This is a genomic window from Ignisphaera cupida (assembly GCF_030186535.1).
GTDB lineage: Archaea > Thermoproteota > Thermoprotei_A > Sulfolobales > Ignisphaeraceae > Ignisphaera > Ignisphaera cupida.
Genome location: NZ_JASNVW010000003.1, coordinates 87,367 through 100,617 on the forward strand (window position 1 = coordinate 87,367; position 13,251 = coordinate 100,617).

13 protein-coding genes and 1 pseudogene are annotated in these 13,251 nt (G+C 37.7%); 10 read left to right on the plus strand and 4 right to left on the minus strand.

Translation table 11 applies throughout. The annotated features are described in order from the left end of the window. Positions 1 to 109 precede the first annotated feature (109 nt). Positions 110 to 601: a helix-turn-helix domain-containing protein gene (locus QPL79_RS05745; RefSeq protein WP_285273847.1), complete on the minus strand. Its 492-nt coding sequence runs from the start codon at positions 599 to 601 to the stop codon at positions 110 to 112. 93 nt (positions 602 to 694) lie between these two features. On the opposite strand from QPL79_RS05745, the gene QPL79_RS05750 reads away from it, so the two are divergent. Next, complete coding sequence (locus tag QPL79_RS05750) at positions 695 to 1,798, plus strand: SPOUT family RNA methylase (protein ID WP_285273848.1); 1,104 nt, start codon at positions 695 to 697, stop codon at positions 1,796 to 1,798. Here QPL79_RS05750 and QPL79_RS05755 read toward each other — a convergent pair. Together QPL79_RS05755 and QPL79_RS05760 are read right to left on the minus strand one after the other, a co-directional pair. Continuing rightward, a complete protein-coding gene (locus QPL79_RS05755) occupies positions 1,793 to 2,704 on the minus strand; it encodes an SDR family oxidoreductase (RefSeq protein WP_285273849.1) in 912 nt (303 codons plus the stop codon). The genes QPL79_RS05750 and QPL79_RS05755 overlap by 6 nt on opposite strands. Then, positions 2,697 to 4,187, minus strand: coding sequence for a radical SAM/SPASM domain-containing protein (locus QPL79_RS05760; protein ID WP_285273850.1), 1,491 nt, complete (start codon positions 4,185 to 4,187; stop codon positions 2,697 to 2,699). Before QPL79_RS05760 ends, QPL79_RS05755 begins: the two co-directional genes overlap by 8 nt. A 228-nt stretch (positions 4,188 to 4,415) precedes the next feature. On the opposite strand from QPL79_RS05760, the gene QPL79_RS05765 reads away from it, so the two are divergent. After that, positions 4,416 to 5,093: a hypothetical protein gene (locus QPL79_RS05765; protein WP_285273851.1), complete on the plus strand. Its 678-nt coding sequence runs from the start codon at positions 4,416 to 4,418 to the stop codon at positions 5,091 to 5,093. A 72-nt stretch (positions 5,094 to 5,165) separates the two neighbouring features. Then, positions 5,166 to 6,728, plus strand: a complete 1,563-nt coding sequence (locus tag QPL79_RS05770) for a glycogen/starch/alpha-glucan phosphorylase (RefSeq protein ID WP_285273852.1) — start codon at positions 5,166 to 5,168, stop codon at positions 6,726 to 6,728. Between the two features lie 38 nt (positions 6,729 to 6,766). On the opposite strand, the gene QPL79_RS05775 is transcribed toward QPL79_RS05770, so the two are convergent. Further along, a complete protein-coding gene (locus QPL79_RS05775; RefSeq protein WP_285273853.1) occupies positions 6,767 to 8,278 on the minus strand; it encodes a family 4 glycosyl hydrolase in 1,512 nt (503 codons plus the stop codon). Between the two features lie 188 nt (positions 8,279 to 8,466). On the opposite strand from QPL79_RS05775, the gene QPL79_RS05780 reads away from it, so the two are divergent. From QPL79_RS05780 to QPL79_RS05805, 7 genes and pseudogenes are all read left to right on the plus strand, one after another. Beyond that, positions 8,467 to 9,045 (plus strand): hypothetical protein, encoded by a 579-nt coding sequence (locus tag QPL79_RS05780; RefSeq protein WP_285273854.1) that lies wholly within the window; start codon positions 8,467 to 8,469, stop codon positions 9,043 to 9,045. A 261-nt stretch (positions 9,046 to 9,306) separates the two neighbouring features. Then, positions 9,307 to 10,254: a ribokinase gene (rbsK, locus tag QPL79_RS05785; protein WP_285273855.1), complete on the plus strand. Its 948-nt coding sequence runs from the start codon at positions 9,307 to 9,309 to the stop codon at positions 10,252 to 10,254. A gap of 107 nt (positions 10,255 to 10,361) precedes the next feature. Next, a pseudogene (locus QPL79_RS05790) lies at positions 10,362 to 10,748 on the plus strand (alpha/beta hydrolase fold domain-containing protein). A gap of 61 nt (positions 10,749 to 10,809) precedes the next feature. Continuing rightward, on the plus strand, positions 10,810 to 10,908 hold the full coding sequence (locus tag QPL79_RS09275) for a hypothetical protein (protein ID WP_438839354.1): 99 nt from the start codon (positions 10,810 to 10,812) through the stop codon (positions 10,906 to 10,908). 433 nt (positions 10,909 to 11,341) lie between these two features. Further along, the gene (locus tag QPL79_RS05795; protein ID WP_285273856.1) at positions 11,342 to 11,629 is read left to right on the plus strand and encodes a DUF8820 family protein; all 288 of its coding nucleotides are present in this window, start codon (positions 11,342 to 11,344) and stop codon (positions 11,627 to 11,629) included. Between the two features lie 23 nt (positions 11,630 to 11,652). Then, complete coding sequence (locus tag QPL79_RS05800; protein ID WP_285273857.1) at positions 11,653 to 12,588, plus strand: hypothetical protein; 936 nt, start codon at positions 11,653 to 11,655, stop codon at positions 12,586 to 12,588. An 89-nt stretch (positions 12,589 to 12,677) separates the two neighbouring features. Continuing rightward, positions 12,678 to 13,217, plus strand: a complete 540-nt coding sequence (locus QPL79_RS05805) for an SNARE-associated domain-containing protein (protein ID WP_285273858.1) — start codon at positions 12,678 to 12,680, stop codon at positions 13,215 to 13,217. The last annotated feature ends 34 nt before the right edge of the window (positions 13,218 to 13,251 follow it).

Here is a 13,251-nt window from a genome sequence, read left to right on the forward strand (position 1 = left end):
CTTATCATTTAAAACTATAACTTTTATGCAAATAAAATCTTGTTAAAGCAAAGACATCACGTTTTAATAAGTGATGCTAAAGCTTTTGTATTAGTTTATTACTAGCATCTTAAGCCATTCTTGTATAGTCTTCAAGTATTTTTACAACATCATCTATGTTTTTGCATTGTTGAATTTTTTGCGCTAGTACTTTAGCACCTAGAGTTTCTGAAACCCACTTCACCAAATAACCTTTTTCTATATGTCTTAGAGCATCTTTTTCAGATATGAAACCATGTTTCAATGCTATGTAGAGTTTCTCAATACTGTTTATTTTCAGTGTTATTGGAAACCCGCTTTCATCAGTGAAAACATATGAGTGTTTATCATCAACACTTTTCTTAGCCAGTTCAAAAGCCTCTATATATTCCATCGCTTTTTCAGATGCCTTGTATTTGCCATAGCTAATCTCATTGACAAGTCCATGTCTTAGCATTTCTCTTAAGTATCTCTTGGCTGTGTTGAGAGATATGCTGCTTTTGGATGTTAGATCCTCAAGAGAAAACTCTTTGTCTTTGAACTGTGCAAGTATTTGAACAAGTCTTCTAACCGTTATAACCATACACAACCACTTTGTCTAGCAACAAGAAATAGTTTCTGCATCTCATTTTTAAGTTTTTTAGAATAAGGCAATAGCTGGTTTGCGTGACTCAGTATGAGCATTAGCAATTTGGAATGTGCTGATGTCATAATTACTTGCAAGCTTGGTATGGAGAAAGTTGTTGCCTCATATGTAATGGAGATTGATCCAAGTGCCAAGGTTGTTCCATCTCCGGAGAACTTCATGGGTCTTGTGCTTATCTACAACGCTTTCAACAAGAAGATGCTTGCTGATGAGATTAGGAAAAAAGTTCCAGAAGCTGAGAAGATATATGTTGTTGAAAAGTGTTCAAAAGCAAACATAAACTCTATTGTTGATGCTGTTAAGAGTATTGCAAAAGATTTTGTGTTTCAAAACGAGAGCTTTGCTGTTAGAACAACTAGAAGAGGGAAACACAGCTTCACTAGTATAGATGTTAATGTTGCTGTTGGAGCAGCTGTAAAAGAGTTGACTGGTGCTAGAGTTGATTTGGAGAATCCTGACAAGGTCATAGCTATTCAGATAATAAAGGATGTTGCTCACATAAGCATTGTTTCTGGTGCTGAGTTCTACAAAAAGATGAGGCCATATAAATACCCAATGCATAAAATATTCAATAGATTTGTTGTTGCTCATGAGCCATATCTTGGACCACCAGATGCGGCATACACATTTGGTGCTAGAATAGGTAGAGAAGTTCAAACATATGAAGTTGGAGAACTTGTTGTTGCCCCGATAGGTTCTGTCGATGGCTATAGTCTATACAACTTTCTGAAGGGGTTATTCGAGGGTATTGAGTCTAGATACGAAGTTCAGAGAAAAAGCTATGGAAGAGAGGTGGCAAAGACAAAGGTTGTTGTTCAAGACATGTACCAGTTTGTTAGATCGAAAATAGGTGAACCACTAATAATTTTTGAGCCTGAGGGAGAACCAATATCAAGAGTTTCCAACGAGGTTTCTGAATTCATTTTAAGTTCTTTGAGAAGAGGCAGAAAAATCAATATTATGGTTGGTGCCAGAGAGGGTGTTCCAACAAGTCTTTTCAGATTTGCAAATTTTGTTCTTGATGTTGCTCCTGGAATAGTTATTTCAACAGATTACGCTCTTGCCTCAGCTTTAATAGCATTGACTACTGTGCTTCACGAAAAACTTGTTGGTGAAAAGGAGGAGAATTTATAGTTTGTTCAACATCTCCTCCAAAACCCTTTTAACTCTTTCCCTATCTGAATACCTCTTCACCTTCTCAATTGCATCTCTAAAGAGCTTTGCAATAGTGGTGTCCTGAAATAGGATTGAAAGAGCCCACTCAATAACATTTTCATCCATGTAAACCATCTTAGCTGTTACACCACCATCGATTATGATATTAACACCTGTAATCCACGAAGCCTCATCAGATGCAAGAAAAGCAACTAGTGCTGCAATATCCTCTGGCTTTCCAACTCTTCCAGCTGGATGCCAAAGATTATCCAAAGGTGTTAAAACCGATTCTCTTGGGGGTATTTGCCAATTTGATGTATCTACCCAACCTGGTGAAATAGATAAAACTCTTATTCCATACTTTGCAAGCGATATTGCAAGAGCATGTGTTAGAGCCACTAAGCCTCCTTTCGATGCTGAGTAAGGTTCTGTGTTTGGTTCTGATTGAAATGCTCTTGTAGATGCAATGTTTATTATTACACCACCACTTTTCTTCATATATCTAACAGCATGCTTTGTGCAAAGCCAAGCACCTGTTAAATTAACGTCTATAACTCTTCTCCACTCATCAATTGTCTGCTCCTCTATACTTTTTCCAGAAGAGCCTATTCCAGCATTGTTTACAAGAACATTTATTGCATTATACCTACTAAAAACAGTGTCCATGGCTTTGCTAACATCGTTCTCGCTAGCAACATCAGCATGTATGTAAGTAGCTTCTATGCCTCTAGCCCTTAGCTCCTCAATTCTGATACTTCCAGCACTATCATCAATATCGAGTATAGCAACTTTGCATCCCTCTAAACCAAGTCTATATGCTATAGCAGCACCTATACCCCTAGCACCACCAGTAACAACACAAACCCTATTCTCAAATCTACGCATTTTTTCCTACACCACCAACAGGTAGAGCATAGTGCAGCGGGGTTTCTTTATAAACTCTTCTCCACGCACTTAAATTGTATATGCATCCAGGATCCGGCCCCAGAGGATCACCAAAATAGGCATATGCTCTCGCTCTACAACCACCACAAACATTTCTATATGGGCACATTCCACAAAAGCCTTTTAGACTATTCCTATCTCTCAATAGATTCAGCAGCTCGCTTCTTCTCCAAATAACTTCAAATGGCTCTTTCCTTAAATCACCTACTGTAATTGGTAGAAAGACGCATGGTGTTACCTTCCCATCTGGTTGTATAGAGGCATATATTCTTCCAGCACCACAACCACCAATAAACTCAGCCAAGGCTGTTGTTACAGGGTCTCCTCTAGCTACAAAATGTGTTGGAGCAGCCTCTTTGCCGCTGCTAAGCTGTATAACAACTCTTCCATATTGTGGAGCTGTTGTGTATATCTCCATTTTTCTTCTGTGCATCTCTCTATATATTCTCCTCATAAACTCCTCTCTTTCGAATGGATCCAAATCAAGGTATTTGTTTTCAGAGCCTCTGCCAGTTGGTATGAAGTTGAAGAAAACAACTCTTTTAACACCAATGCTTTGAGCCAAATCAAGAATATCATCAACTTCATCAATGTTTTGCCTGGTTATTGTAACAGCCATTGCATGACTCAAACCAAGCTTAACAGCATTCTCCAAAGCCTTTACAGCTCTTTGCCAAGAACCCTCAACACCTCTAAACTCATCATGCTTACTTGGATAAGCAGAATCAACTGAAACCTCGACATAGTTTAAACCTGCTTCAACAGCTTTTTTAAGCTCATCGAAACTTGCAAACCTCCAGCCATTGGTAGCTATAGCAACATACATTTCCTTCTTAGCCAAAGCCTTGACAATGGTTAAATAGTCTGGATGAAGAGTTGGCTCTCCACCACTTAAAGCAACAGATGCAACACCACTATTCGCAAGCTCTTCCACAACACGAATTTTTTCACTAAGCGTTAACTCGTTTGGCAATGGATAATCAGCTCTTCTATAGCAATGCAAGCATCTGAAATTGCACATGTTTGTAAAATCCCAAACAATCATGAATGGTGCTACAAGCTTTTGAGGCACAGTAACACCATATATAGCTAAGCTCCTTAGAACAGATTCCACACCCCTCTTAACACCAGGAATTTTCAAAGCTTCTGAAAGCTCCTTATCATCACCATTAAGAAGCTTCACACCAGCTTTCACAACAAAATTGATTAACTCTATCAAAAACCTTATTTTTAGTGGACACGAAACCTCTGCTCCACTAATCTTTGTCAAGGCATAGTACAGAATTGACTTGTTAGCATCTTCACCATCTACTTTGCAACAAACATTTTTCGAAGCATATTTAAAGAAAGACCTAATGGCCTTGTTGCCAAGGAAAAACCTCATTGATGCAAGAAGTGATGAGACGCCACCTCTCCTCCCCATGCAACACACCATGTAATACCATGTGTTCACAACTCAAATGAAACAATAATCATTGTGCTAAATCATGTTAAGTAAAGAGATTTATATACAAACACTTCAACACTTACTTATAGACTGCAATAAAAAACCATATAAGCTTCACATGATACTCTTTACAAGGTCTTTGTGAAAAACTCTAGATAAATTTATAAAGATTCTCTAAGAAAGTTTTATGGTGGCTGAGACTCTGTGAAAATTCCTGATGTTGCTAAAATCATTATTAAGGGTTTTTATGACCAGGTTATGAACTGTGTTAAATATAATCTTCATTGTCTTGATCCACCATGTTTAACAGCTGGTATGCTTGACCAGTATGGAATTAGCAACTATTCTGCAAAAACAAGTTTTTGGAAAGCTGTAGATAACATCATTAGTAAGTATAACGGGGTTGAGATATTTCGTAGTAGGTTTGGATCTTTTAAGCTTGTTTTTTATCATAACATAGAGGAGATTTATAGAATTGAAAACTCGAACATATATGTCGATGTACTTGATTGTGATATTGTTGAATGTGATATTACACCTAGAAGTCACGTGCTTAGAATTTATCTTGAGGGTGAGTATAGCAATAGAGTTGTTCTAAGAATCAATGTTGTAACACTAGCAAAGCTTGCAGTATTCGAGAATCCATATTTCAAAGATTGTCTAGAGCTTTTTGCAATAGATCCATTCTCCCTAAGTTCAATAATCTCATTAACAAAGTGCATAGCTGTTACGCTCCATAGGCATCAGAGCATATTTAGTATTCTCTTCAATAGAAAACCGAAAGATGTTGTTGACATTGTTAAGCGCTCACCACTAATTAAAAAGTTTGTTGATGTTCATACAGTATTTGGGGAAGGTTTGCAGCAATCATCAAAGCATTGAATGCATGCAAAAAATTTTTAATGTATCTTATTAAAAATTTTGCTATGAAATTAATTTGTTGTGGTGAATGTTATGGGCGAAGCAAAGTCTGATGCTTATGCAATTAGCATAACACCTGACCTGGCTTTGGACTTTGGATATACATATGCTGGTGGCCTAGGTGTTTTGGAGGGTGACAAGTTCTATGCTGCTGGGAAAATGGGGATAAAGTACATTGCTCTTTGTTTGCTTTATAGAAATGGCTATGTTGATTATGATTTTGATTCTGAGGGTAATCCGAAGCCCAGGCCGCAGCCACAACCTCAGGAGTTTCTCAATATACTTAAACCTAGTGATAAGTTTGTTATAAAGCTCAGAAATAGTGATGTTGTTGTAGAAGCTCTTGAGCATCAGTTTGGCACTGCAAAAACTGTTTTCTTTAATGTTGTTGAGCCTGCCTGGGCTAGTAAAATAGTTGATAGAATATATATTGAGGATTCAATAGAGGAAAAATTCTATAAGTACACTGTTTTGGCAAAGGCTGCTGCAGAATATGTTAGAAGAAGTATTGGGTTGGAGGATATAGCATACATCGATTTGCAAGAAGCATACACAGCTCTTTTGCCATTGCAGCTGAGAATCCCTGGAAGATATAGAATGGTTATTCACACAGCTGGTATTTGGGGTCATCCATCATTTCCAAGAGACTTGATTTCTTTGGAGTATGGATACAGGTTTATACAGCCAGAAGTTTACTTAACTGAGATAGGTCTTGCTGTAGCAGAGCAAGTGTTTGCTGTATCAGCTAAGCACTACGATGTTTTACTTAAAATATTTCCTCACTTCAACGACAAGCTTAGCTATATAACAAATGGTGTTAATGTTGATAGATGGATGCATGAAGAGTTGAAGAAATCCTATGAAGCAACATCAATAACATTAGATACTTTTGTAAGAATCAGAGAGAGGATAAAAAGCAGATTTGAATCATTTCTACAAGAATATAAGAAAGATGTTGTAATCGATAACAAATTTATTGTTGTTTGGGCTAGGAGAATAACAGAGTATAAAAGGCCTTGGATGGTTATAAAGCTTGTTAGAGAACTTAAGGATTTGCCAATACTTTTTGTTCTTGGCGGAAAAGCCCATCCCTATGACCATGTCGGTCTTGAATATATGAAGCTTTTCAAAAAACTTCACAACGAGCTTCCAAATGTTGTTTACATACATGATTATGATGTTAGAAAAGCAAAAACTGTTTTATCTTCTGGAGACCTATTGCTCTTCACACCATTCTCTGGTCTTGAGGCATGTGGCACCAGCTTCATGAAGGCTGCAATTAATGGTGTGCCAACTCTTGCCTCTAGAGATGGAGGTGTGCTAGAGCTCATTGTTGATAATGTTAATGGGTGGCTTTTTGGAGAGGATATTAGAGAGCCTATAGATGTTTATAGCCAAAGAGCTGGGGAAATAAATGAGAAAGAATATGCTGAGCTAAAGGCAAGGCTTATTCAAATATATAATCTCTATAGAAATGATCCTGAAAGATACTATAGCATAGCATTATCAGCATTTAGATCGTTCATACCTAGAGCAAGTATGCAAAGAGTTTTGAGGGAATACTACCCAGATTTGATTAAAGCACCAACAATTTAATCTCTATACTTATGTAAAAATAAAATTAAGTTTAACTTTTAGCTGAAGTGCTTTGCCATTTCCTCATTTCCAGGCATTTTCAAAATAGCATCAATAACATCATTAACTTGCTGAACACTCTTAGTTCTAACATCGACTATCAACCAGTTGAACAAAGCGTCTCTACCACCCTCGAGAAATGCTTGCAAAGCCCATTCAGCTCTCATAAGTCTATGCATCAGTACAAAGCGCAGAATTTTTGGTGGTATTGGCTCAACTGGTTTTGGATGAATACCCTTTCCATCAACTTTAACAGGTACTTCAACAGCTATGTTATTTGGAAGCTCTGGCAATGCACCATTATTCATTATGTTAACGTATAGTGGTGCCTTTAATGGTTTGTCAGCTGGTGTTGGAAGCTCGTAGGAGTCTATAGACTTGTTGTTGTAGAGAGCATCCATTAGTGGTACCAGCAGTTCTCCACTTGGTCTTGGAGGCTCTCTTTGAACCAAAGGTGTTGACGTGTCAAACACCACCCTTGCCATTTCACTGATTATTCTTCTGACATTCAAGAATCTTATTGCGTTTCCTATTTCAGAATCTGGTCCTCCGTATGGCCCATACCAATACTTCTTGGTTTGCAAATCCCAGTGGTATTTCCATGTGCCACCTCTTACACTATCTCCTATTGGTAGATAGCCATATGTTTTATACATGTCTATTGCAGCAGGGGCTAAGTCAACATCCCATGGATTGTGTGTGTACTCTCTCCAAACACTCCAGTACTTCTCAGCATCCTCCTTTATCCACTCATCTACATATCTATAAGCATTTTCTCCCATATATCTGAACTTTGTAAGCCATATAACGTGGTTAAAGCCTTTCATCTCAAACTCTAGCTCGTCAAAGTTTATTAGGGATAGCAATGCTTTTGTGCATTCTGGGTGGTGCATGGCACAAAGAGCTGTTATGTCTTTGCCCAGCTTCTCTTTGGAGAGTCTCATAGCAAGAATCTCCAAAGCTGCTCTAAAACCTAGAAAGCCATGGCATATGCCAGCAACCTTAACCTTGGTTTCTCTACCAATAAGTGTTGTTAGCTCAAGTACAGGGTTAGCCACTATGAAGAACCATGCGTTTGGAGCTAGCTCCTCTATATCTCTTGCAATTTCTAAATGCACTTTGAATTGGTGATAACCCCAAATTGTGTGGTAGTCTCCAACATAGTTCCACTCAACAGAGTTTATACCATATTTATAGCCATGTCTCTCAGATATTTCCCTCATGGTCTCGTAGTATGTGTATCCCTTGGCCAAAACAGTTGATATAACAAAATCAGCATTTTTTATAGCCTCTTTCCTATCCTTAGTTGCAAAAACCTTTGTGGGAAGCTTCAACTCCTCAACATACCTCTTAGCAAAAGTGCCTATAATGCTTAGTCTATAATCATCTATATCCATTAGCCATATCTCAGAGTTTTGCAAATCCTTATTGAGGAATATATCTATAAGTATTCTACTTGTCCACCTCGCACTACCAGCACCAATAAAAGCTATTTTAGGGCCTTTAACCATGTGATTCAACACCAAGTGTTGGCTAAGACTAGGGAACATTTAAAAACTTTTAGTATTCAAAACACATTAAGTTAAAGTATTGATGCAGCAATTTTTGAAGAAACAAGGTTTTGTACTTAAAAACGATTTTAAATTTCTCTATCCAACAATTTTTCTATGGACACCAACTCTAGCTGTGTGAAGAAAGCATGTTGAGTATTCCAGATGTTGATGGGGTGTATGTTTACAGGGGTGGGAGCTGGGAAAGAATTGTTTTTGAAGGACCCTATGTGCCAAGTGCTGATGGTATCTATATTATCTACTTTAGGAATAGGTCGTGCCCTGGATGCAAAGGTTTTGACAAGCTTTGGAATAGATTTGTTGCTGAAAACGGAAATGGGTTTAAAGAAGCTGTTTTGGTTCAATGCACAAACTTCTTCTTTGAATGCAGTTCACAAGAAGCTGCAGACACATTTATTTTCTACCTAGTTTTTGCAACACCACAACTTGTTGTTGTTGTGATTGAGAATGGTGTTCCCGTTTACATTGAGAGAGAGGTTTATTTCCCAGATCTAGACTCTTTAAAGAACTTTGTTTTTGGTGTTAATGAGAGGAGGAAGAGAGTTTCTGAGGAAAGTACTGAGGAAAGTGAAGAGGAGGGGATATACATAGATCTAAACAGCAAGAACTGGAAAGATGTTGTGAATAAGATAAAATCAATTGTTTTAGAGGGGAGAAACCTCAAAGAAATTTGCGATGAGGAAGGCTGTAAAGTGGTTATTGAATAACCTCAAATTACATTTATTGTATTCTAATTGTTTAATGCATCATAACATTGAATTGATTGAAATACAAAAGCTTTTAAGCTAGTCAAAAAATGTGCATTGTGTAACAGCCTTGGTATAGCATTTTGAATAGGGTGTTGCCAGGGTTTTTGTTAAGAGAGTTGAATTTGATTAAAAGTTTCACAGCTTTTTAGATAATTAATTGTAGCACCAGAAACACTTATTATACCAGCCATAAACAGTTTGTTTTTGTGGCGATGCAGATTGGCTATAGCTGTTGTTGGTAGTATTCACGCAGATTTCTATGTGAAAACAAAGAGGTTTCCGCAACCAGATGAAACTGTTATTGGTAGTGACTTTGCTATTTTTCCTGGTGGTAAAGGGGCTAATCAAGCTGTTGGCTGTGCTCGCTTAGGTGTTGAAACATATATGATTGGTGCTATTGGAAATGACTACATAGGCTCTTTGCTTGTTGAAAATCTTGCTAGAAATGGTGTTAGAGTTGATTATGTTTATAAAGCTAGTTGCAATAGTGGTGTTGCTTTCATAATTTTAAATGAGGAAACTGGGGAGAACATGATAATTGTTTCGCCTGGTGCTGACAATGCTCTTACCCCAGAGTATGTGGAAAATTCTTTGAGGCAGTTAAGCAACAAGGTAAAAATTGTTTTGACTCAGCTTGAAACACCTTTAGAAACTGTTTACAGGTCTATTGAAGTTGCCAAGAAAATGAATATGATCACTATTTTGAATCCTGCACCAGCAAGAGAGTTAGATAACTCCATATACAAATTCATCGATGTTATTGTTCCAAATAGAGTTGAGCTTCAACAACTCACGGGTGTGGAGGTGAATAGTATTGAAAGTGTTTTCAAAGCTGGTGAAAAGCTTTTGGATCATGGAGTAAAAGCTGTTGTTGCAACACTTGGCTCAAAAGGAGCTGCTATAACAACGCCATGGCTTAGAGCAATAGTCAAAGCATTTCCTGTTCAAGTAGTTGACACAACAGGTGCTGGAGACGCTTTTATGGCTGGTCTTGCAGTAGCTCTTCTACAAAACATGGACATTGTTGAAGCAGTTAAATTCGCTAATGCAACAGCCGCTTTGAAAATAACTCGCATGGGCGCTCAAAGCATGCCAACAAGAAGCGAGGTTGAGAATCTTATAAGCAAATACGATGGGAGATTACTTGTTGAGTTAGTTAAACAGTAAATTCACCTTTTTGCAAAACCATGTTTTGAATAAGCTTTTTTAGTTTTTCAAAGCCAAAAATTCTTCGGTAATTCAAATTAATTGAAACAAGAGATATTCTACTTAGAATATGCAAACCTGTTGGGACCAGGGTTAGAGGAGTTGTTGTTTACTATCACTGGGAAGGTTTTGTTTCTGGAGATATTGAGAAGTCTGATGCTAAGTGCAGATTTATTAACAGCAACTGTGGCTGCACAATGGTTTCCATTGACTATAGATTGATGCCAAAGCACAGGTTTCCAGCTGCTGTAGTAGACTCTTTCGATGCTCTCAAGTGGGTTTATGACCATGCCTAGGAGCTTAGCAAAAACAAGAACAATGTATGTGTAATTGGTATTAGTGCAAGTGGCAATTTAGCAGCTATTGCAACTATTTTGGCTAGAGACGATAGGATAAAGCTAAAGTGCCAAACACTTGTGTTGCCTGTTATAGGCTTTGACCCATACTCAGCTTGAAAGAGACTTTCAACCCATTGTTCACACCAACACCATCAAATCTTGAAAACCCCCACAAGCACTGGTAATAACAGCTAAAAAAGATGCTTTGAGAGATCAGGAAGAGGCATATGCTAAGAGATTGAAAGACTTTAGGCTGAATCCTTTTTCATGTCAATAAAAATCTTCTTATATTTGTTTACATTGGTTAAGAATGATCTCTCTCACTGATGTGGGCTACGCCCAAAGGGAGTGGGAGTAATTTGGAGATGTGAGTCTTGTGCCGTTGGGCTCTAAAGAGTTTCATGACCCACTTACCAAGCTTAGCAGTAAGTGGTTAAGGGTTAAGTCTCTACACTTGATCATGAATAAACACAAAATGATTGAAATGAAAGTGTAGAGACAAACAGTACCAGTAATCTCGATTAGACTAAATGGAATTGGGTACATGCTTAATGAGGGACATGAAAAATTCGTTAATCTCATAGTGGCAACATTTCTAAGAGAAGTGCTATCAACATAAACAAAGGAATTTGATAAGTATTTACATCTTGTACACATCTCCACACATCTACACAAACTTTTTATAAACCCAACTCTTTTTGGGAAACTCGATGGAGAAGCTTTTGAAGATTTATAGACAAGGTGATTTGCTGCTTATCGAGGATTTTGCTCAGCTATCTGAAAACACAAAAGTTGGCAATGCCCTTGTTGTTGAGTCGGAAACTGGTAACAAACATGTTTTGATGGGATCTGTTCACAATTTGCATGGCCAGCTATATGTTGTTGTTGAAAAACCTACTCCATTGACTCATCCGCAACACCCACAGCTGGTAATCGAACCTGGTATTTACAGAGTTGAGTTTGTTAGGGACTATGCTTTGAGAAGAGCTGTTGACTAGTCAAAAAACCAGTTGTGTTTAGCATGTTTTGTCATCTTGGGTTGGGGAAAGCGTATAGAAGATCATACGAATTTTTTCTATTCAACAAAATAACAAGTTCTGCAGCTAGAAAAGGTGGTTTCAATGGTTTTAGTGTTTATGGGTTTCTTGGTTATCCATACAGGGTTTTAGTCGAGTTGTTTAGAGGTTTTGTTGTTAATAGCTATAGATATGGTGGTAGAGAGTATTATGTGTTTCCAGAAGAGTTTTGCGATTTATTCAAACTTGTTGCTAGACTCATAAACAATCTCTATAGATTCTATGGCAAAGATGTTAACATGGTGTTTAAGCATATTGAGAATCTCCTTCAAAAATGTGACAATGTTGAGAATTGTCTGAGTGTTTTGAGCGAGGAGGTTTCGAGGGTAGAGAGAATTCTTGTTGAAAGGTCATTAAGAGGTAGAAAGGCTTTGACAACAAGATTTGAGAAAAGTTTTGAGAGGTGTAGAAGCATTGTTTATAGGTATTTCCCTGGTTTCATAAACCCCCACATCCACATCTACAGCTCTGTTAACGATTTGGAGAATTTTCTTGGGAAACTACTTGGATTTGAAAGAGCTAGGAGATACTCAGAGTTTATAGCTTATCACTCACCAACGCTTATAGCATCAAATGATTTGGTTCTTGTTGCTAGAGAGCATGAGTTAAATGGCTTTAGAATATTTGTTGATGATTGTAGCGAAACAAATTCATATGCTATTCTAAAAGTTGTTGGTGCTTCAACAGCCAATGGCTATATACAAAAGGTTTACTGGGTTGCTATACTGGGGATAGATAAATACACAAAGCAACTGTTTCTACACTACATACCTCCAACGCTACTGCTTAGAAAAGCTGAGATTTGCAGAATGTGGCTACTTGGACTCGTGGACGATTTTGGTAGGTGGAGATACCACAGCTATAAACTTGTCGAGGTTTAACACATGCAATGGAGTTGAAGGTGTTAAACCAAAACACGAAAGTTTTTTAGCTAAATAAATCAATATGATTAAGCTGTAGGCGGCTTAGCATGGTTGATGCACTATCCATACTATCTGCTATTGGTAGTCTCGGAGCTCTGGCTTCAGTTATTAGCGTTGCTTATTGGCTTGGCAAAAAGTTTTCTGAAATAGATGCAAAGTTTAAGTTAATAGATGAGAGGTTTAAGCGAATAGATGAAAGATTTGAGAGACTTGGCAATGCTTTCACATCTTATCAGGAATTCCTCATAGAGTTTCTCTCGAGAGAGGGTGTTATTAAGAGTGGTGATAAAGAGCTTCTAATCAACGAAGCTAGAAGAGTTATGAGACTTGCTTTGGCAAATCCAATGACAAAAGAGGAGTTGGAAAAGCTGAGGGAGTATCTAGATAAAAGCGAAAAAGATGAGCTAACACCTGAAGAAGCTGATGAGTTTCTTGAGCTAGCAAGAAAATTTGCGTGGGAGTATGGAAATAGGCCAGAGGCTTGGAAGCTACACATATATGCAACAATAACAAGAGCACTTGTGAAAAAGAAGTGGGCTGAGAAGAAAGAGCGAGAAGTACAAGCATCAACACAGAAACAACAGTGAATATCTAAACCAAGTCCCAACTTTGAAAGCATGT

Coding starts and splice junctions, on each gene's coding strand:
- QPL79_RS05745 (WP_285273847.1), bottom strand. CDS start 601: ATGGTTATAACGGTTAGAAGACTTGTTCAAATACTTGCACAGTTCAAA.
- QPL79_RS05760 (WP_285273850.1), bottom strand. CDS start 4,187: ATGGGGAGGAGAGGTGGCGTCTCATCACTTCTTGCATCAATGAGGTTT.
- QPL79_RS05780 (WP_285273854.1), top strand. CDS start 8,467: ATGTTGAGTATTCCAGATGTTGATGGGGTGTATGTTTACAGGGGTGGG.
- QPL79_RS05805 (WP_285273858.1), top strand. CDS start 12,678: ATGGTTGATGCACTATCCATACTATCTGCTATTGGTAGTCTCGGAGCT.
- QPL79_RS05800 (WP_285273857.1), top strand. CDS start 11,653: ATGTTTTGTCATCTTGGGTTGGGGAAAGCGTATAGAAGATCATACGAA.
- QPL79_RS05795 (WP_285273856.1), top strand. CDS start 11,342: ATGGAGAAGCTTTTGAAGATTTATAGACAAGGTGATTTGCTGCTTATC.
- QPL79_RS05770 (WP_285273852.1), top strand. CDS start 5,166: ATGGGCGAAGCAAAGTCTGATGCTTATGCAATTAGCATAACACCTGAC.
- QPL79_RS05755 (WP_285273849.1), bottom strand. CDS start 2,704: ATGCGTAGATTTGAGAATAGGGTTTGTGTTGTTACTGGTGGTGCTAGG.
- QPL79_RS05750 (WP_285273848.1), top strand. CDS start 695: ATGAGCATTAGCAATTTGGAATGTGCTGATGTCATAATTACTTGCAAG.
- QPL79_RS05775 (WP_285273853.1), bottom strand. CDS start 8,278: ATGGTTAAAGGCCCTAAAATAGCTTTTATTGGTGCTGGTAGTGCGAGG.